Annotated in this window: 17 protein-coding genes and 1 pseudogene; 3 read left to right on the top strand and 15 right to left on the bottom strand. The window is 68.3% G+C overall.

Annotation, left to right across the window (positions count from 1 at the left end; genetic code table 11):
- Window positions 1–8: 8 nt before the first annotated feature.
- Window positions 9–2,456: a ligase-associated DNA damage response DEXH box helicase gene (locus tag C2U58_RS02540; protein ID WP_102944406.1), complete on the top strand. Its 2,448-nt coding sequence runs from the start codon at window positions 9–11 to the stop codon at window positions 2,454–2,456.
- Entirely contained in the window at window positions 2,446–3,093 is a 648-nt protein-coding gene (gene pdeM / locus C2U58_RS02535) for a ligase-associated DNA damage response endonuclease PdeM (protein ID WP_102944405.1), read from the top strand. Before C2U58_RS02540 ends, pdeM begins: the two co-directional genes overlap by 11 nt.
- 3 nt (window positions 3,094–3,096) lie before the next feature.
- On the opposite strand, the gene C2U58_RS02530 is transcribed toward pdeM, so the two are convergent.
- The 7 genes from C2U58_RS02530 to rlmD all read right to left on the bottom strand — a co-directional run bounded on the left by C2U58_RS02530 (window position 3,097) and on the right by rlmD (window position 8,961).
- Entirely contained in the window at window positions 3,097–4,320 is a 1,224-nt protein-coding gene (locus C2U58_RS02530) for an NAD(P)/FAD-dependent oxidoreductase (RefSeq protein WP_102944404.1), read from the bottom strand.
- Between the two features lie 66 nt (window positions 4,321–4,386).
- The gene (locus C2U58_RS02525; RefSeq protein ID WP_102944403.1) at window positions 4,387–4,593 is read right to left on the bottom strand and encodes a cold-shock protein; all 207 of its coding nucleotides are present in this window, start codon (window positions 4,591–4,593) and stop codon (window positions 4,387–4,389) included.
- Window positions 4,594–4,681: 88 nt separating this feature from the next.
- Window positions 4,682–5,428: an S-methyl-5'-thioinosine phosphorylase gene (locus C2U58_RS02520; RefSeq protein ID WP_102944402.1), complete on the bottom strand. Its 747-nt coding sequence runs from the start codon at window positions 5,426–5,428 to the stop codon at window positions 4,682–4,684.
- Between the two features lie 9 nt (window positions 5,429–5,437).
- Window positions 5,438–5,992: a hypoxanthine-guanine phosphoribosyltransferase gene (locus C2U58_RS02515; RefSeq protein WP_102944401.1), complete on the bottom strand. Its 555-nt coding sequence runs from the start codon at window positions 5,990–5,992 to the stop codon at window positions 5,438–5,440.
- On the bottom strand, window positions 5,992–6,999 hold the full coding sequence (nagZ, locus tag C2U58_RS02510) for a beta-N-acetylhexosaminidase (protein ID WP_102944400.1): 1,008 nt from the start codon (window positions 6,997–6,999) through the stop codon (window positions 5,992–5,994). Before nagZ ends, C2U58_RS02515 begins: the two co-directional genes overlap by 1 nt.
- A 140-nt stretch (window positions 7,000–7,139) precedes the next feature.
- Entirely contained in the window at window positions 7,140–7,625 is a 486-nt protein-coding gene (locus C2U58_RS02505) for a CYTH domain-containing protein (RefSeq protein WP_102944399.1), read from the bottom strand.
- A 1-nt stretch (window position 7,626) separates the two neighbouring features.
- Window positions 7,627–8,961 (bottom strand): 23S rRNA (uracil(1939)-C(5))-methyltransferase RlmD, encoded by a 1,335-nt coding sequence (gene rlmD / locus C2U58_RS02500; protein ID WP_102944398.1) that lies wholly within the window; start codon window positions 8,959–8,961, stop codon window positions 7,627–7,629.
- A gap of 135 nt (window positions 8,962–9,096) precedes the next feature.
- Between rlmD and C2U58_RS02495 the strand changes: the two genes are divergently transcribed.
- Window positions 9,097–9,834: a response regulator gene (locus C2U58_RS02495; protein ID WP_102944397.1), complete on the top strand. Its 738-nt coding sequence runs from the start codon at window positions 9,097–9,099 to the stop codon at window positions 9,832–9,834.
- Between the two features lie 210 nt (window positions 9,835–10,044).
- Here the strand turns inward: C2U58_RS02495 and recO are convergent, their stop codons facing one another.
- From recO to C2U58_RS02455, 8 genes and pseudogenes are all read right to left on the bottom strand, one after another.
- Window positions 10,045–10,761, bottom strand: a complete 717-nt coding sequence (recO, locus tag C2U58_RS02490; protein WP_102944396.1) for a DNA repair protein RecO — start codon at window positions 10,759–10,761, stop codon at window positions 10,045–10,047.
- 33 nt (window positions 10,762–10,794) lie between these two features.
- Window positions 10,795–11,691, bottom strand: coding sequence for a GTPase Era (gene era / locus C2U58_RS02485; RefSeq protein WP_102944395.1), 897 nt, complete (start codon window positions 11,689–11,691; stop codon window positions 10,795–10,797).
- Window positions 11,688–12,368 (bottom strand): ribonuclease III, encoded by a 681-nt coding sequence (rnc, locus tag C2U58_RS02480; RefSeq protein WP_102944394.1) that lies wholly within the window; start codon window positions 12,366–12,368, stop codon window positions 11,688–11,690. Before rnc ends, era begins: the two co-directional genes overlap by 4 nt.
- Window positions 12,358–12,735 (bottom strand): DUF4845 domain-containing protein, encoded by a 378-nt coding sequence (locus C2U58_RS02475; protein ID WP_070207873.1) that lies wholly within the window; start codon window positions 12,733–12,735, stop codon window positions 12,358–12,360. The genes rnc and C2U58_RS02475 overlap by 11 nt, the downstream gene beginning before the upstream one ends.
- A 39-nt stretch (window positions 12,736–12,774) precedes the next feature.
- Window positions 12,775–13,569 carry a signal peptidase I gene (lepB, locus tag C2U58_RS02470; protein WP_102944393.1) on the bottom strand — a complete coding sequence of 265 codons (795 nt, stop codon included), beginning with the start codon at window positions 13,567–13,569 and terminating at the stop codon, window positions 12,775–12,777.
- A gap of 24 nt (window positions 13,570–13,593) precedes the next feature.
- Window positions 13,594–15,384: a translation elongation factor 4 gene (gene lepA / locus C2U58_RS02465; RefSeq protein WP_172448059.1), complete on the bottom strand. Its 1,791-nt coding sequence runs from the start codon at window positions 15,382–15,384 to the stop codon at window positions 13,594–13,596.
- 117 nt (window positions 15,385–15,501) lie between these two features.
- Window positions 15,502–17,025, bottom strand: a complete 1,524-nt coding sequence (locus tag C2U58_RS02460) for a DegQ family serine endoprotease (RefSeq protein ID WP_102944391.1) — start codon at window positions 17,023–17,025, stop codon at window positions 15,502–15,504.
- Window positions 17,026–17,089: 64 nt separating this feature from the next.
- A pseudogene (locus C2U58_RS02455) lies at window positions 17,090–17,432 on the bottom strand (anti-sigma factor); the annotation flags it as partial.

Below are 17,432 nucleotides of genomic sequence, written 5' to 3'. Positions count from 1 at the left end.
GCGCGGCGATGGCGCGGATGGCCGCGTGGTTTGCCAGCCGTGGCTGGGCACCGCTGCCATTCCAGAAGACGATGTGGCGGCACTACCTGGCCGGCGACTCGGGGCTGCTGCATACGCCTACCGGCAGCGGCAAGACGCTGGCGATGTTCGGCGGGCCGCTGCTGCAGGCGCTGGCCGACCCGATACCACGCGCGAAACGCGGACGCGGCGGCAAGACCGTGCCGGCGCTTCAGGTGCTGTGGATCACCCCACTGCGCGCGCTGGCCAGCGACACCGCACGCGCCCTGCGCGAACCGATTGAAGGATTGGGGCTGGATTGGCAGGTCGGACTGCGCACCGGCGACGCCAGCGCGCGCGACAAACGGCTGGCCCGCGAAGGCCGGGTGGATGTGCTGGTGACCACGCCCGAGTCGCTGGCACTGCTGCTGAGTTACCCGGACACGATGGACAGGCTGCGCCAGCTGCGCTGCGTGGTGGTGGACGAATGGCATGAACTGCTGGGCAACAAGCGTGGCGTGCTGCTGCAGTTGAACCTGCGCCGGCTGCGCGATGCGCTGCCGGCGTTGCAGGTGTGGGGACTGTCGGCAACGCTGGGCAACCTGGACGAAGCGCGCCAGGTCCTGCTGCCCGATCTGCCCGATGCACCGCTGGTGTCCGGCGCGCGACCGCGCCCGGTGGCGGTGGAGACGTTGTTGCCGGCACAGGGCGAACGCTTCCCCTGGGCCGGGCACCTGGGCCTGTCGCAACTGCAGCGCGTGCAGCAGAAACTGTTCGCGGTGCGCACCAGCCTGGTGTTCACCAACACCCGCGCGCAGGCCGAACTGTGGCACCAGGCGCTGGCCGCAGTGTGGCCGGAAGACCCGGCCACGCTTGCGCTGCACCACGGCTCGCTGGACCCGGCGCAACGCCGCATCGTCGAACAGGGCCTGCGTGACGGCGCACTGCGCTGCGTGGTGGCCACCTCCAGCCTGGACTTGGGCGTGGATTTCCCGGCGGTGGACCAGGTGCTGCAGATCGGCAGCCCGAAGGGCATCGCGCGGCTGGTGCAGCGCGCCGGACGCGCCCGGCATCGACCGGGCGAATCGGGTCATATCGTCTGCGTGCCTTCGCATGCGCTGGAGCTGGTCGAGTACGCGGCGGCGCGACGCGCGCTGGCCGATGGGGTGATCGAAGCGCGGCGGCCGCTGCAGCTGTCGCTGGATGTGCTGGCCCAGCATTGCGTGAGCTGTGCGCTCGGCGGTGGCTTTGAAGCGGATGCACTGCTCGCGCAGGTGCGTCGCACGCACGCCTTCGCATCGCTCGACGCCGCGCACTGGCAGGGCGTGCTCGACTTCATCGTGCAGGGTGGCCACGCGCTGGCGCAGTATCCGGACTTCCACAAGGTCGTGCGCGACGACGACGGCCTCTACCGCGTGCACGACCGTCGCGTGGCGCTGCGCCACCGGCTGTCGATCGGCACCATCACCAGCGACGGCAGCGCCGTGGTGCAGTTCCTGCGTGGCGGCCGGCTGGGCACGGTGGAAGAACAGTTCGTCGGACGGCTGCGCCCGGGCGACCGCTTCCAGTTCGCCGGCCGCCTGCTGGAGCTGGTGCGGCTGGAGAACCTGACCGCGTACGTGAAACTGGCGCGCGGTGGCGACGGCGTGGTGCCGCGCTGGCAGGGCGGCCGCCTGCCGTTGTCCGACGCGCTCGGCCAGGAAATGGAGGCGGTGCTGGGCAGCGCCGCCGACAGCCCGGAAATGCGCTGGCTGGAACCGCTGTTGCGCCTGCAGGCACGCGTGTCGGCGTTGCCCGGTCCTTCGTTGCTGCTGGTGGAAAGCGTGCGGCGGCGCGAAGGACAGTTCGTGTTCGTGTATCCGTTCGCCGGACGCCAGGTCAACGAAGGCATTGCCGCGTTGATGGCGCTGCGCTGGACCCGGCTGCAGGCCAACACCTTCGGCTATGCGGCCAACGATTACGGTTTCGTCCTGGCGCCAGCGCGCGCGGTCGAGGTCGACGCGGGGCGCATCGCCGCGTTGCTGCAGCCCGACGGCCTGTTCGAAGACCTGCGCGACAGCCTCAACCTGGGCGAGCTGGCACGCCGCCAGTTCCGCGACATCGCACGCGTGTCCGGGCTGCTGATTCCGGCGCTGCCGGGACGCACGCCGCGCAGCCTGCGCCAGTTGCAGGCCTCGGCCGGACTGCTCTACGACGTGCTGCGCCAGCATGACCCCGATCACATCCTGCTGGGCCTGGCCGAACGCGAAGTGCTGCACGGCCAGCTCGACCTGTCCAGCCTGGCCACCACGCTGCAGCGCTGCCAGGCGCGTACGCTGTGCGTGCAGCAGCCGGCCACGCTGGGGCCGCTCTCGTTCCCGCTGTGGGCCGAGCGCCTGCGCGGCCAGCTCAGCAACGAAGACTGGAAGACGCGCGTGCTGCGCGCGGTCGGCCAGCTGGAGAAACGCCATGCCGAATAAGTGCGTGCTGACCCTTGCCGACGAGCAGATGCACCTGCTCGGCGACCGTGCGCTGTACTGGCCGGCGCGCGAGGCGCTGCTGATCGCCGACCTGCACCTGGGCAAGGCCGACCTGTTCCGGCGCGCCGGCATCGGGCTGCCGGTGGGCGGTACCGGTGATGACCTTGCGCGGTTGACGCGACTGGTCGAGCAGCGACCGGTGCGCACGTTGTGGATCCTGGGCGACGTACTGCACGGGGCGGCGCATCGCGCGGCGTGGTACCGGCAATGGCAGGGCTGGCGCGAACAGCATGCCGCGCTGGAGATCGGCGCGTTGGCCGGCAACCACGACCGCGTGCTGCCCAAGGCCGACCTGGGCATCACGCTGCTGGGCGAACGCGTGCAGGAGGGCCCGTTCCTGCTACGCCATGACCCGCAGCCGCACCCCACCCTGCACGTGCTGTGCGGCCACCTGCATCCGCTCGTTCGACTGCCGGGCATGCAGCGCCGCTGGCCCGCATTCTGGCTGCGCGATCGCCTGACGGTATTGCCCGCCTATTCGCGATTCACCGCCGGCATCGCGCCGGTGATGCAGGCTGGCGAGCAGCTGGTGGCCTGCGTGGAGGACGCGGCGATCGCGCTGCCCGCGCACACATGATCGTCAACGCGCCGCCATGGCCTCGACGAAACCCGGCGACAGTCCGAGTTTTCCCCACCAGCCGCGCTGGGTCCCGCTGAGCACGCGCAGCATGTGGCCGCGACCACCGGGAAGCGCGCCCATCGGCTTGAACAGCACATCGCGCGCCTGTGCCAGCCGATCGCGCTCGGACTGGAACAGCGGCGTCAGCCAGCGGCTCCAGAACTGATAGATGGCCACGTGTGCGCTTCGCTGGGCCTGGTAGGCCTGCAGCGCCGCATCAGCGTTGGCATGCGCGCGCAACGCATCGCGCAGCGCCAGCGCGTCCATCAGCGCCATGTTCACCCCCTGCCCCAGCTGCGGGCTCATCGCATGCGCCGAATCGCCTGCCAGCACCAGCCGCCCGCGGTGCCAGCGCGTCATCACCGCGTCGCGGTAACCCGCGCGGGCCAGTTGCGCGCACTCGCTGACGCCCTGCAGGCGCTGGTGGGCTTCCGGCCACAGCGCTGCAATCTCATCGAGCCAACGTTCCATGCCGTCGCGCTCCCATTGCGCGAACTGCGTTCGCGGCAGGCTCCAGAAGAAACTGAGCCGTGGCTGCGCATCGCCGGGACGGGTGCCGACCGGCAGCAGCCCGATCATCTTGCGCGCAGCGACGTAGCGCTGGCGCAGCTCGTCAGGATGCGGCCAGTCCCTACCGGGCAGCAGGCACCACAACGCGCCCCACGGGTACTCCCGGTCCAGTCGCGTGCCCTGCACCTGCGCACGCAGCGACGACGCCGCGCCATCGGCCGCGATCACCAGGTCGTACGGACCGTGCCAGGTGCCGCGTGCATCGCGGACGCGGCCGGTGTCGGTATCGACCTCGACGATCGGGGTGTCGGCCTGCAGGTTGCCCGGCTCGTTCCACGCCTGCGCCAGCAACGAGAACAGCGCCCCCCGCTGCATGCCCATGCCGTGCAGGTGCGGATGCAGCGCCGTGTAGCGCATGTCCATCACCGCACGCCCGCACGGCGTGTCGCCGTACAGGCGACGCACGCTGGCGCCGTGCTCCAGCACCTGCGGCAACAGACCCATCTGCCAGAGCACGTCCAGCCCGCTGGGTTGCAGCAGGAATCCCGCGCCGACCGGGCCGGGCGTGGGTGCCCGCTCAAAGACGTGCACGTTGTGATGGTCGCGTGAAAGAAGGATCGAAAGCGTCTGGCCTGCGGTGCCGTAGCCAACGATCGCGATGCTGCGTTTTTTCATCTGACGTCCTGTCGGGCGCTAAAAAAAACCCCGCCGAAGCGGGGTTTTCAAAGCTCGGCGTGGGGATTACTCGCCGGGCTGGATGTTCGAAGCTTGGGCGCCCTTCGGGCCCTGGGTCACGTCATAGGTGACCTTCTGGCCTTCCTGCAGACTGCGGAAGCCCTTGGAGTTGATCGCGGAGAAGTGCGCGAAGACGTCGGCGCTGCCGTCCTCCGGCGAGATAAAGCCAAATCCCTTGGCGTCGTTGAACCACTTGACGGTACCGTTCGGCATGGTGATGCGAGACCTTCTTCAATGAATGGGTGGTGTACGCTCAACCAGCGCACTGGCGGAGTATGCAAAGCTTGTCATGCAATGACAATCACCCGCGCGCCAATTCGCCAATCAGTTCCGGTAATCCGGCCGATGCCGCGTCGACATTGGCCAGCACTTCGGCCATCGTGATCTCGTCGCCATCGCCACAGCCGGCGGCCCAGTTCGCCACGATCGCCAGGCAGGCGTAGTCCAGCCCCAACTCCCTTGCCAGGCCTGCTTCGGGCATGCCGGTCATGCCGACCAGATCGCAGCCGTCGCGGCGCATCCGCGCGATTTCCGCATTGGTCTCCAGCCGCGGCCCCTGGGTGGCGCCGTAGCAGCCACCGTCCTGCAGGCGCACGCCGGTAACCTTGGCCGCAGCCAGGACCTTGCTGCGCAGGATCGGGGTGTACGGATGGCCAAAATCGACATGCAGCACGTCGCTGCCCGGTTCTTCGCTCAGCGTGGAGATCCGGCCCCAGGTGTAGTCGATCAGCTGGTCCGGGCAGGCCAGCACGCGCGGGCCAAAGTGCTCGGTGATGCCGCCCACGGTGTTGAGGGCGAGCACACGGGTGGCACCGATCTGCTGCAACGCAGCAAGATTGGCCCGGTAGTTGATCTTGTGCGGCGGCAGCGAGTGCCCCTCGCCATGGCGGGCCAGGAACGCCACGCGCTGGCCGAGCAGCGTACCGACCCGGATCGGGCCGGACGGCGTGCCATAGCGGGTTTCCACCGAATGGCTGCTCACATCATCGAGCTGGGCCAGCTTGTACACACCGGTGCCGCCGATCACGGCCAGGGCGATAGGTTCCATGGCCGCTGCTTATTCCTTCATCGCATAGATGGCCGGCACGCCGCGCAGGCCTTCGTTGACGTCCATGCCGAAACCGAACACGTAGCGGTCGGGCAGTTCGATGCCGGCGTAGTCGGCTTTGACGTCGGGCAGCGCGCGGTCGTGCTTCTTCACCGTCAGCGCGGCGATGCGCACGTCGGTGGCGCCCTGCTCCAGGCACCAGGTGCGCACGCCCTGCAGGGTGAAGCCTTCGTCCAGGATGTCGTCGACCAGCAGCACGCGGCGGCCGAACAGCGAGGTGGCCGGCTTGTGCTTCCAGACCAGCTCGCCGCCGGTCAGTTCACCGCGGTAGCGGGTGGCATGCAGGTAGTCGAACTGCAGGTCCTGGCCACGTGCGCCCAGTTCCAGCGCGAGCTGGCCGGCGAACGGCAGCGCGCCGTGCATGATCGACAGGAACAGCGGGACCTCGCCCTTGTAGTCGGCCGCAATGCCATCGGCGATGCTGGCGATGGCCGCATCGATGGTGGGACGGTCGACCAGCAGGTCGGCCTGGGCCAGGGCCTGGGAAATGGTGAGGTTGGGCATCAGACGGTTCTTCCAAGGGATTCGAGCAAACGGGTTTGGGTGCTGCCGTGGCGGGTGTCGGCCAGCAGGCCGTCCCAGCCAAGCCCGCCGCGGCCGATCAGGCCCAGCAGCGCAGCGGAATTGAGGGTGCGGCCCTGCACGGCCTGCAGTGCGTCGTCGACCAGTTCGGGGTGGCAGACCAGCACCACATCGCAGCCGGCGTCCAGGTGCGCATGCACGCGCGCCGGCACGCCACCGGCGCTGTGCGAGGCGGCCATGCCGATGTCGTCGGAGAACACCACGCCGCGGAAGCCCATCTCGTCGCGCAGGATCTGCTGGATCCAGCGCGGCGAGTAACCGGCCGGTTCCAGCGCGACCTGCGGGTAGATCACGTGCGCCATCATCACCGCATCGGCACCGGCGGCAATGCCGGCGGCAAACGGGACCAGGTCCTGCGCGCGCAGTTCGTCCAGCGCGCGCGGGTCGATCGCAGTGTCCACGTGGGTGTCTTCCAGCACGGTGCCGTGGCCGGGGAAATGCTTGAGGGTGGCCCCCATGCCAACTGCGTGCATGCCGCGCACGTAGGCGGCGGTGAACGCGGCGACGACCTGCGGGTCTTCGTCGAAGGCGCGGTTGCCGATGGCGCGGTTGCCGCGGCCCAGATCGACCACCGGGGCGAAACTGAGGTCTACGCCGCTGGCGCGCACTTCGCTGGCCATCAGCCAGGCGTGCTGCTCGGCCAGGGCCAGGGCCTGCTCCGGGTCGCGGGCGTACAGCGCGCCGATCTCCTGCAGCGGCGGCAGCGCGCTGAAGCCTTCGCGGAAGCGCTGCACGCGGCCGCCTTCCTGGTCCACGCAGATCAGCTGCGGGCGCGGCGCGGCGGCGCGGATGGCGGCGGTGAGCTCGCCGACCTGCTGGCGCGAATCGAAGTTGCGCTTGAACAGCACCACCCCGGCCACGGCATCGTGCTGCAGCCAGTCGCGTTCCTGGGCGGTCAGTTCGGTGCCGGCAACGCCGATCAGAAGCATGGGTGGATCTCCAGTACGGGGCGCCGCGATGGCGCACTGCGGCATTGTCGCATGATGTACGCAAGCCACGCAGGGCGTGGCTCTACCGGCCGGGCAGAGCCCGGCGCTACGGGCGCAGAGCCGGGCTCTGCCCGGCTGCTTTACCAGCGCGTGTACGGATTGGCGGCCAAGGCCAGGTTGTAATACCGCACCTGGTCCGTGACTTCTTCCCCCACCCATTCAGGCAGGTCGATGGCCTGGTCGGCCGACGCCAATTCCACTTCAGCCACCACCAGCCCAGCGTTGTCGCCCAGGAACTCGTCCACTTCCCAGAGCAGGCCGCCGTGCTCGACCAGGTGCCGGCGCTTGTCGATCAGGCCGCCCACGCACAGGGCCAGCAGGGCGCGCGCGTCCTCGACCGGGATCGGGTAGTCGAACTCCTGCCGGGTGTGGCCGATCTCGCGCGACTTCATGTTCAGGAACGCCTGGTCGCCCTGGATGCGCACGCGCACCGAGGCCTTCTGGGCGCCGCTGTCGATCGAGGCGGTGTCGTTGAGGTAGCCCTGCGCCATCGGGATCACCGCATGCGCGGCGGTCCGCCAGGCATCGCTGGTCACGAGATACTTGCGCTCGATCTCGACGCCCATCTCAGCGCTTCTCGAACACGGCGATGCTTTCCACGTGCGCGGTGTGCGGGAACATGTCCATCGCGCCGGCCGAGACCAGGGTGAAGCCCTGTTCGTTGACCAGGTAGCCGGCATCGCGGGCCAGCGAGCCCGGGTGGCAGCTGACGTAGACGATGCGCTTGAACTGCTTGAGCGGCAGCTGCTGCAGCACTTCGATCGCGCCCGAACGCGGCGGGTCCAGCAGCAGCTTGTCGAAGCCCTGGCGCATCCACGGGGTCTGGCGCTGGTCCTGGGTCAGGTCGGCGGCGAAGAACTGCGCGTTGTCCAGGCCATTGCGCGCGGCATTTTCCTTCGCACGCGCCACCAGCCCGGCCTCGCCTTCCACGCCGACCACTTCGCGCACGGTGCGCGCCAGCGGCAGGGTGAAGTTGCCCAGCCCGCAGAACAGGTCGAGCACGCGCTCGTCCGCACCGGCATCGAGCAGTTCCAGTGCCAGCGCGATCATCTTCTCGTTAAGCTTGGCGTTGACCTGGATGAAGTCCAGCGGCCGGAACGCCAGTTCTACGTTCCACGGGGCCAGCCGGAACGACAGCGGGACCTCGCCCGGCAGCAGCGGGTGCACCGATTCCACGCCGCCCGGCTGCAGGAAGATCGCAAAGCCATGCTCGGCCCCGAAGCCGGCCCACGCGGCCTTGTCGGCGTCGCTGAGCGGCTGCATGTGGCGGATGGTGAGGACGATCGCGTCATCACCGGCAATGAATTCGACCTGCGGGATGTCGCGCTTGCCATCCAGGGTTTCGATGAACGCCGACAGCGCCGCCACCTTCAGCCCGATCTCCGGGATGACGGTCAGGCACTGGGTCAGGTCGGCCACGAAACGCGGGTCCTGCTCGCGGAAGCCGACCAGGGTCTTGTCCTTCTTTTCCACCCGGCGCACCGAGAAGCGGCCCTTGCGACGGTAGCCCCAGCTGTCGCCGACCAGCGCCGGCAGCACCGTGCCGGGGGTGACGTGGCCGATGCGGGTCAGGTTGTCCAGCAGCACGCGCTGCTTGGCCACGATCTGCTGGTCTTCGTCCAGGTGCTGCAGCACGCAGCCGGCGCAGACGCCGAAATGCGGGCAGCGCGGCGTCACGCGCTGCGGCGAGGCCTGCAGCACCTCCACGGTGCGCGCTTCATCGAAATGGCGATTGCGGGCGGTCGGTTCGGCGCATACCACCTCGCCCGGCAGCGCGCCGGAAATGAAGGTGACCTTGCCACCCTCGCCTTCACGGCGGGCAACGCCACGGCCGTCATGGCTGAGGTCGAGGATGTCGGTCTGGAACGGGGTACGGTCGAGTCGGGAGCGGGATCGGGCCACGTGGCAACAGGCTGCGGGCAAAAAGGGTGCGTATTGTCGCAGATACGCGGCGTGGCCTGCCGCGTTCAGGCTGCAGGGCTTGCAGGGCGCCATATCGTGTTTAATATGCGCATAGCTGACATGGAGGCAGCCCCAATGCAGATGACCCCGAGGGTTCCCATGCCCCGATTCCTGCTCGTCGAGGACGACACCATCAGTCGCGGCTTTTTCCGGGCCGCGCTGGAAACCCTGCCGGCGCAGGTCGAAACCGCCGATTCGCTGGCCACCGCGCTGGAGCGCGGGCGCCGCAGCGAGCACGACCTCTGGCTGATCGACGTGAACCTGCCCGACGGCAATGGCAGCGAGCTGCTCAAGGCGCTGCGCCAGTCCCATCCAGAGACCCCGGCGTTGGCCCACACGGCCGATGGCGACACCAGCATCCATGCGCGCCTGCGCGAAGCCGGGTTCAGCGAAACCCTGGTCAAGCCGCTGAGCCGCGAGCAGCTGCTGCAGGCGGTCCGCCGTGCGCTGGTCAACAGCCCCGGCCCCAGCGCCCCGGCCGCCCCCGGCGAGGGCGCGGGCGTGGGCGTGGGCGAGCGTGAGGACTGGGACGAAATCACCGCGCTGGCCGCCCTGAATGGACAGCGCAACCACCTGATCGCCCTGCGCGAACTGTTCCTGGCCGAGCTGCCCGGGGTCCGGGACGCGGTGGCGCAGGCGGTCCAGCAGCACGATGTGCGGACCTTGCAAGGTCAGCTGCACCGCCTGCAGGCGAGTTGCGGGTTCGTCGGCGCCGCCCGATTGGGCCGCGCCGTGCGGCAGCTGCACCAGGCGCCCGAGTCGAACGGCGCCCACACACAATTCAAAGCGGCGGTCGATTCCCTGTTGCATTAGGCGAAGAGCAGACACGCATGGCGTGTCCCTACGCGGGTGCCGCCAACGTTCGACGGTCGACACATGCAACCCACCGTCAACGTTCGACCCCAATCCCGAGCGACCAAGGATCGTAGTGACACGCCATGCGTGTCAACGCCATGACCCTGCGCACGTAAATCCCTGCGTGGCTGCGGCAACCCGCGAACAACAGCCACGCAGGGCGTGGCTCTACCGGCGTAGGTCCTCGAGCATTTCCCAAGACTTCAGACCGCGCCCGCCCAGGTGGTGCAACAACACCGCGCGCATCCCACGGCGCAGGCTGGCCAGGTCGTCGGTGCCCGGCATTTCATCTTCGGCCAGCGCCAGCAAGGCGCTGCCGGTGGCGGTGCCGCGCCGGGGATCGGCGCCCCGCTCGCTGAGCAGGCGCCGCGGCCCTTCCAGCGGGTCCAGCTCGTAGCGGGCCGCCGGGTCGATCGGTTCGCCATCGCTGCCATGCGACAGGTCAAAACCAAACCCCAAGGCTTCCAGCAGATCGCGCTCAAACCGGCGCAGGGTCCAAGCCAGCGATTCCCCGGCGCCGAGCCGTTGTCGCATCTGGCCGTAATACGCGTAGAGCTCGGGCAGCGGGTCCTGGCGGGGCGCCAGCCGCATCACCAGCTCGTTGACGTAGAAGCCGGCCAGCATCGCATCGCCGCTCAATCGCGGCGCTGCGTCGAGCGCTTCGGCGCCCCGCAACTGGGCCAGTTCGCCCCGCTGCACGAAGCCGAGCCGTATCCATTGCAGCGGCTGCAGCGCGGCGCGCAGCGCCTGGCTGCGCGGACTGCTGACGCCGCGCGCCAGCACCCCGATCCGTCCGTGCTGTTCGGTGAGCATCTCGACCAGCAGGCTGGTCTCCCGCCAGGAGCGGGCGTGCAGCACGAACGCCGGTTCGTCTTCGATGCGCATGGCCAGGGGCGTGGCGAGGCAACCCTGCCGGGTTTACTCGTAGCCGAACGCCTTCAGCGCGGCTTCGTCGTCCGACCAGCCTTCACGCACGCGTACCCAGGTCTCCAGGAAGACCTTGGCGCCGAACAGGCGCTCCATCTGCAGGCGCGACTTGGCGCCGATCTCCTTCAGCCGGGTACCGGCCTTGCCGATCACGATCGCCTTCTGGCCTTCGCGCTCGACCCAGATCACCGCGCCGATGCGCAGCAGGTTGCCGTCTTCGACGAAGCGCTCGATCTCCACCGTGGTCGCATACGGCAGCTCTTCACCCAGCTGGCGCATGAGCTGTTCGCGGACCAGTTCGCCGGCCAGGAAACGCTGGCTGCGGTCGGTGATTTCATCCTCGCCGAACATCGGCGGGGCTTCGGGCAGCAGCTTGAGCAGGTCGCGCACCAGCGCTTCCAGGCCGTTGCGCTTCTGCGCGGAAATGGGATGCACGGCGGCGAAGGTGCGGCCGTCGGTGACCTGCTGCAGGAACGGCAGCAGCGCGGCCTTGTCCTTGAGCCGATCCACCTTGTTCACCACCAGCACCACCGGAATGCCGGCGTCGCTGAGCACGTTGAAGGCCAGGGTGTCTTCCTCGTCCCAGCGACCGGCTTCGATCACCAGCATGCCGGCGTCCACGCCCTCGAGCGAGCCGCGCGCGGCGCGGTTCATCACCCGGTTCATGGCGCGCTTCTGCACGCGGTGCAGCCCGGGGGTGTCGACCAGCACCAGCTGGCCCTCGGGGAAGCTGGCAATGCCCAGCAGCCGGTGCCGCGTGGTCTGCGGCCGGTTGGACACGATGCTGACCTTGGCGCCGACCAGGGCGTTGGTCAGGGTCGACTTGCCGACGTTGGGGCGGCCGATGACGGCCACGCTGCCGCAATGATGGGGGGTTGCTTCGCTCACTTGGAATCCAGTTGCTCGAGGGCGGCGGCAGCCGCCTGTTGTTCGGCCAGCCGTCGCGAGGCACCTTCGCCTTCGGTGCTGACAGCGGGGTCGGCTACGCAGCAGCGTACCCGGAAAGTCTTGGCATGATCGTCGCCCGATTCTGACACCAATTCGTATTGGGGCAGCGCCTTCTGTCGGCCCTGCAGCCATTCCTGCAGGCGGGTCTTCGGGTCCTTGGCGGGCTTGCCGGTGGCCGGCAGCGCCTCCATGGAGGGGGTGAACCAGGGCAGGACCACCGCCTGGCACGCGGCAAAGCCGGCATCCAGGTAGATCGCGGCCACCACGGCTTCCACCGCGTCGGCCAGGATCGAGTCGCGCCGGTGGCCGCCGGATTTCATTTCACCCGGCCCCAGGGTCAGGCGCTCGCCCAGTTCCAGGGTGCGGGCAATGACCGCCAGCGCGCCTTCGCGCACCAGTTCGGCGCGGGCCCGGGTCAGGGCCCCTTCGTCGGCCTTGGGCCAGCGCTGGTACAGCGCGTGGGCCACCATCATGTTGACGATGCTGTCGCCGAGGAATTCCAACCGTTCGTTGTTGGGGGTTCCGGCGCTGCGATGCGTCAGGGCCTGCTGCAGCAGGCCCGGATCGGAGAAGACGTGACCGATGCGGTCACCACGTTGAAAAGTGTTAGTCGGCACCGCTGAGGGTCAGTTCCTGGTGTGCTTCGAATTTTCCAACCACGTCGAGGTTGCCGATCATCGGGCGACGCACTTCGTAGTTGACCTTCATGTTCCAACCACCGCTGACTCGTTCGAACTTCACGTTGGACGGCTTCACGTTGTCGGAGTAATTGATGTACAGGCGGCGGAAGAACATCTCCTGCACCTGGCCCGGCTCCTTGTTGGCAACGCCCGGTTCCTGCGCGACGCCCTTGAGCGCGCTCTTCACTGCGTAAAACTCGGAGTACATCGGGAACAGCTTCATGCCGATGTACAGCCCGAACCCCACCACCGCCAGCACGACCAGGAACGAGGTCAGGGTCATGCCACGCTGCGTCTTCATCATCTTCATTGCGATCTCCCCAGATGCGCTTGTGTGAGTGGATCAGTTGATCCCGGTGCCGATCCGGGACGGTTCGAAGCCGTCCTTGCAGAACCAGCCCGAGCAGTTCAGCCAGATCAGGAACGCCTTGCCGCGGAGGTTTTCTTCTGGCAGCAGGCCCCAGAACCGGCCATCGTCACTGTTGTCGCGGTTGTCGCCCATCACCAGGTACTTGCCCGCCGGTACGGTCCACTGCCCCTCGCCCCGCGGGTAATCGGTCTCCAGGATGGTGTGGGTGCGGCCCGGCAGGTGCTCCACCAGCAGCGAGGTGCCCTCCCCCTGGCCACGGTGCCCAGCATACAACCCCTTGTTCTCGTACTTCAGGGGGGTGCCGTTGAGGATCACCTGGTCGCCCTGGAAGGCGATCTCGTCACCCGGCACGCCGATGACGCGCTTGATGAAGTTCTCGCCCTTGTTCGGGTCGTTGTCCGAATGGCCCGGGAAGTGGAACACCACCACGTCGCCGCGGGCCGGTTCGCCGATCGGGACCACCTTGGCGTTGTTCAGCGGCAGGCGCAGGCCGTAGGCGAACTTGTTGACCAGGATGAAATCGCCGATGAGCAGGTTGGGCATCATCGAGCTGGACGGGATCTTGTACGGCTCTGCGATGAAACTGCGCACGATCAGCACGATCGCCAGCACCGGGAAGAACGCCCGGGAGTAGTCGACCAGCACCGGCTCGCTGTCGAGCAGGCCGGCCCGCTGGGCGCGGCGCTTTGCGAAGTACAGCTTGTCGGCGAGCAGGATCAGGCCCGACGCCAGGGTCAGTACGACCAGCAGGATCTCAAACAGTTTCATGCAGTGTCCTTGGGAACGGGGGCCTTACTTGTCCATCTGCAGCACGGCCAGGAAGGCTTCCTGCGGAATCTCCACGCGGCCGACCTGCTTCATGCGCTTCTTGCCTTCCTTCTGCTTTTCCAGAAGCTTCTTCTTGCGCGAAACGTCGCCACCATAGCACTTGGCCAGCACGTTCTTGCGCATCGCCTTGACCGTGGTGCGGGAGATGATCTGCGAGCCGACGGCGGCCTGGATGGCCACGTCGAACATCTGCCGCGGGATCAGGTCCTTCATCTTCTCGCACAGCTCGCGGCCGCGCCGGTCGGCATGGCTGCGGTGCACGATCAGCGACAGCGCGTCGACCTTGTCGCCATTGATCAGCACGTCCACGCGGACGAACGGACCGGCATCGAAGCGCACGAAGTGGTAGTCCAGCGAGGCATAGCCACGGCTGACCGACTTGAGCTTGTCGAAGAAGTCCAGCACCACTTCGGCCATCGGCAGCTCGTAGCTGATCTGCACCTGGCTGCCCATGTAGTTGATACCGATCTGGCTGCCGCGCTTTTCCTCGCACAGCTTGATGATGTTGCCGATGTACTCCTCGGGGGTGAGCACGTTGGCACGGATGATCGGCTCGCGGATCTCGGTCACCATGTTCACCGGCGGCAGCTTGGCCGGGTTGTCCATGTTGATGATCGTGCCGTCGGTCTTGAGCACTTCATAGACCACCGTCGGCGCGGTGCTGATCAGGTCCAGGTTGTACTCGCGCTCAAGGCGCTCCTGCACGATTTCCATGTGCAGCATGCCCAGGAAGCCGCAGCGGAAGCCGAAGCCCATCGCTTCGGAGCTTTCCGGCTCGAAGCGCAGCGCGGCGTCGTTCAGGCGCAGCTTGTCCAGCGCTTCGCGCAGGTCCGGGTAGTCTTCGGCGTCGACCGGGAACAGGCCGGCGAACACGCGCGGCTGCATTTCCTGGAAGCCCGGCAGCGGCTTGGGCGCCGGGTCGGCGGCCAGGGTCAGGGTGTCGCCGACCGGCGCGCCGTGCACGTCCTTGATGCTGGCGGTGACCCAGCCCACCTCGCCCGCGCGCAGGGCCGGCAGCACCTTGCGCTTGGGGGTGAACACGCCGACGTTGTCGACCTGGTGGTTGCGGCCGGTGGACATCACCTGCAGCTTGTCGCCGGCCTTGATCTGGCCCTGCATGACGCGCACCAGCGAGACCACGCCCAGGTAGTTGTCGAACCAGGAGTCGATGATCAGCGCCTGCAGCTTGTCGGTGTCGCGCGGCACCGGCGGCGGAATGCGGTGCACGATCGCTTCCAGCACGTCCTGCACGTTCAGGCCGGTCTTGGCGCTGACCGGCACCGCGTCTTCGGCGTCGATGCCGATGACCGCTTCGATCTCGGCCTTGGCGCGTTCGATGTCGGCGGTGGGCAGGTCGATCTTGTTGATCACCGGCACCACTTCCAGGCCCTGCTCCACGGCGGTGTAGCAGTTGGCCACCGACTGCGCTTCCACGCCCTGGGCGGCGTCAACCACCAGCAGCGCGCCTTCGCAGGCGGCCAGCGAGCGACTGACTTCATAGGAGAAGTCGACGTGGCCGGGGGTGTCGATGAAGTTCAGGTGGTAGGTCTGGCCATCTTTGGCCACGTACGGCAGCGACACCGACTGGGCCTTGATGGTGATGCCGCGCTCGCGCTCGATCGGGTTCGAGTCGAGCACCTGCGCCTCCATTTCGCGGGCCTGCAGGCCGCCGCAAAGCTGGATGATGCGATCGGCCAGCGTCGACTTGCCATGGTCGACATGGGCAATGATGGAGAAGTTGCGGATATTCCGCATCGAATCAGAGGACATAGGTGGCGGCGGCGCGGCGCGTCGTCAGGGTAACGGGTGATTATCGCACGGAAACGACCGGGCCCGCCGAAGCGGGCCCGGAAACGCAGCGGTGGCGGGGGCTTACTCCCCGGTGCGGACCGCCACGAAGGCGGTGTTGCCGCTGGCACGGACCAGCAGCATCACCACGTCGCCCTTCTTGTAGCCGGCCAGCGCCTTGTTCAGCGCAGCCACGTTGCCGACCGGGGTGCGCCCGACCTGCAGCACCACCATGCCCGGGGACAGGCGGGCGTCACGCGCGGCCTGGCCCTTCACGCCGGTGATGCGAACGCCCTCGCCCGGATCCAGGCCCAGCTGCTGGCGCTGCGGCGCGGTCAGGTCGGCCACGTCCAGGCCCAGCAGGGCGTTGGCACCGGTCTGCGGCGCCGCATCCGGGGCGGCGGGGGCGGCCGCGCCGCGTTCGGCGTCTTCGGCCAGCTCGGTCAGGGTCGCGGTGATTTCACGCTCGCGGCCGTCGCGCAGCACGCCCAGGCGGACCTTGCTGCCCGGCGCCTGGGCGCCGATCAGCGGCGGCAGGTCGCTGAAGGTGTTGATCGGGGTGCCGTTGACCGAGCGGATCACGTCACCGACTTCCAGCCCGCTCTTGGCGGCAGCGCTGCCCGGAACCAGTTCATTGACCAGCGCACCGCGGCTGTCGGGCAGGTTGAAGCCCTGCGCCACGTCGCCGGTGATGGCACCGACCACCGCACCCAGCTGGCCACGGCTGACCCGGCCATTCTTCTTGATCTGCTCGACCGCGCCCATGGCCAGGTCGATCGGGATCGCGAAGCTGATACCCATGTAGCCGCCCGAGGCGGAGAAGATCTGCGAATTGATGCCGACCACTTCACCGCGGGTGTTCAGCAGCGGACCGCCGGAATTGCCCTGGTTGATCGCCACGTCGGTCTGGATGAACGGCACGTAGCGCTGGTCCTGGCCGCCGGTGCTGCGCCCGACCGCACTGACCACGCCGGCGGTGACCGAGTGGTCCAGGCCAAACGGCGAGCCGATCGCGACAACCCACTGGCCCGGCTTGAGCGTATTGGAATCGCCCACGCGCACGGTCGGCAGGTTTTTCGCGTCGATCTTGAGCAGGGCCACGTCGTACTGCTGGTCGCTGCCCACCACCTTGGCGGTGAACTCGCGGCGGTCGCCCAGCTTGACCTTCACCTCACCGGCGTCGGCCACCACGTGGTGGTTGGTCAGCACGTAGCCGTCGGGCGAGATGATGAAGCCCGAGCCCATGCCACGGCCGCGGATGCTGGGGCCCTGGTCATCGCCGCCACCGGGCTGGCCCGGCATCTGGAAGTCCGGGCCGAAGAAGCGGCGGAAGAATTCCGGCATCTCGTCATCGCTTGGACCTGCAGGGCCCCGCGCCTGGCGGTTGCTGCGCACGATGGTGGTTTCGATGTTGACCACGCCGGGGCCGACCTGTTCGACCAGGTGGGTGAAATCGGGCAGCCCGCTGACCAGCGGCGCGGCCGGCGCACGCGGCGCGGCCGTGGCCTGGGCGGCGGGTGCGGCCGGGGACGGCGACTGCGCGCAGGCCACCAGCGGCAGGGTGATGGCCAGCAGGGCCAGGGCATGCGTACGGATACGGGCGGTCATCAGACTCGAACCTCCGGGTCAGGGGTATCAGGGGGAGAGGGAAGCAACAGGGCGTGCAGCAGGCTCAATCGGCGCCGTCATCCTGCAGGCGCGGTTCGAACGGATAGAACGCGGCCGGCGGCTGCTGGGCGCGGAAGCTGGCGTTGATCGCGCCGTTGTCGCCCAGGGTCGAACGCGGCCACGGCCGGGCCTGCAGGCTGCTGACGTCGCCAAACGGCAGCGCGCGTGCCGACGCCGCCGGGACGGTCGGCGCCAGCGGCGCCTGGCTGGCCACGGCACGCACCGGCTCGGCGACACGGCTGGCCACGCCACGCGCGGCCTGCTGGGTACGGGTGGCGCTGTTGCGGCGCGCCGTGGCGGCAGCGGCTGGCACGGCCGCTACGGCCAAGGCGGCGTCTGCCACGGCG

It is taken from the genome of Stenotrophomonas sp. VV52 (assembly GCF_002893095.1).
GTDB classification, from domain to species: Bacteria; Pseudomonadota; Gammaproteobacteria; order Xanthomonadales; family Xanthomonadaceae; genus Stenotrophomonas; species Stenotrophomonas aracearum.
The sequence above is the reverse complement of the archived record's forward strand: the minus strand, read 5'-3'. Positions and strand labels throughout refer to the sequence as shown.

Excerpts from the sequence above, each read along its gene's own strand:
- C2U58_RS02520 (WP_102944402.1), bottom strand. The coding sequence starts at position 5,428 with ATGGAACCTATCGCCCTGGCCGTGATCGGCGGCACCGGTGTGTACAAG.
- C2U58_RS02505 (WP_102944399.1), bottom strand. The coding sequence starts at position 7,625 with ATGGGCGTCGAGATCGAGCGCAAGTATCTCGTGACCAGCGATGCCTGG.
- pdeM (WP_102944405.1), top strand. The coding sequence starts at position 2,446 with ATGCCGAATAAGTGCGTGCTGACCCTTGCCGACGAGCAGATGCACCTG.
- C2U58_RS02475 (WP_070207873.1), bottom strand. The coding sequence starts at position 12,735 with ATGATGAAGACGCAGCGTGGCATGACCCTGACCTCGTTCCTGGTCGTG.
- C2U58_RS02495 (WP_102944397.1), top strand. The coding sequence starts at position 9,097 with ATGCAGATGACCCCGAGGGTTCCCATGCCCCGATTCCTGCTCGTCGAG.
- lepB (WP_102944393.1), bottom strand. The coding sequence starts at position 13,569 with ATGAAACTGTTTGAGATCCTGCTGGTCGTACTGACCCTGGCGTCGGGC.
- nagZ (WP_102944400.1), bottom strand. The coding sequence starts at position 6,999 with ATGCTTCTGATCGGCGTTGCCGGCACCGAACTGACCGCCCAGGAACGC.
- C2U58_RS02460 (WP_102944391.1), bottom strand. The coding sequence starts at position 17,025 with ATGACCGCCCGTATCCGTACGCATGCCCTGGCCCTGCTGGCCATCACC.
- C2U58_RS02540 (WP_102944406.1), top strand. The coding sequence starts at position 9 with ATGGCGCGGATGGCCGCGTGGTTTGCCAGCCGTGGCTGGGCACCGCTG.
- C2U58_RS02530 (WP_102944404.1), bottom strand. The coding sequence starts at position 4,320 with ATGAAAAAACGCAGCATCGCGATCGTTGGCTACGGCACCGCAGGCCAG.
- C2U58_RS02525 (WP_102944403.1), bottom strand. The coding sequence starts at position 4,593 with ATGCCGAACGGTACCGTCAAGTGGTTCAACGACGCCAAGGGATTTGGC.
- lepA (WP_172448059.1), bottom strand. The coding sequence starts at position 15,384 with ATGCGGAATATCCGCAACTTCTCCATCATTGCCCATGTCGACCATGGC.
- C2U58_RS02515 (WP_102944401.1), bottom strand. The coding sequence starts at position 5,992 with ATGCCCAACCTCACCATTTCCCAGGCCCTGGCCCAGGCCGACCTGCTG.
- recO (WP_102944396.1), bottom strand. The coding sequence starts at position 10,761 with ATGCGCATCGAAGACGAACCGGCGTTCGTGCTGCACGCCCGCTCCTGG.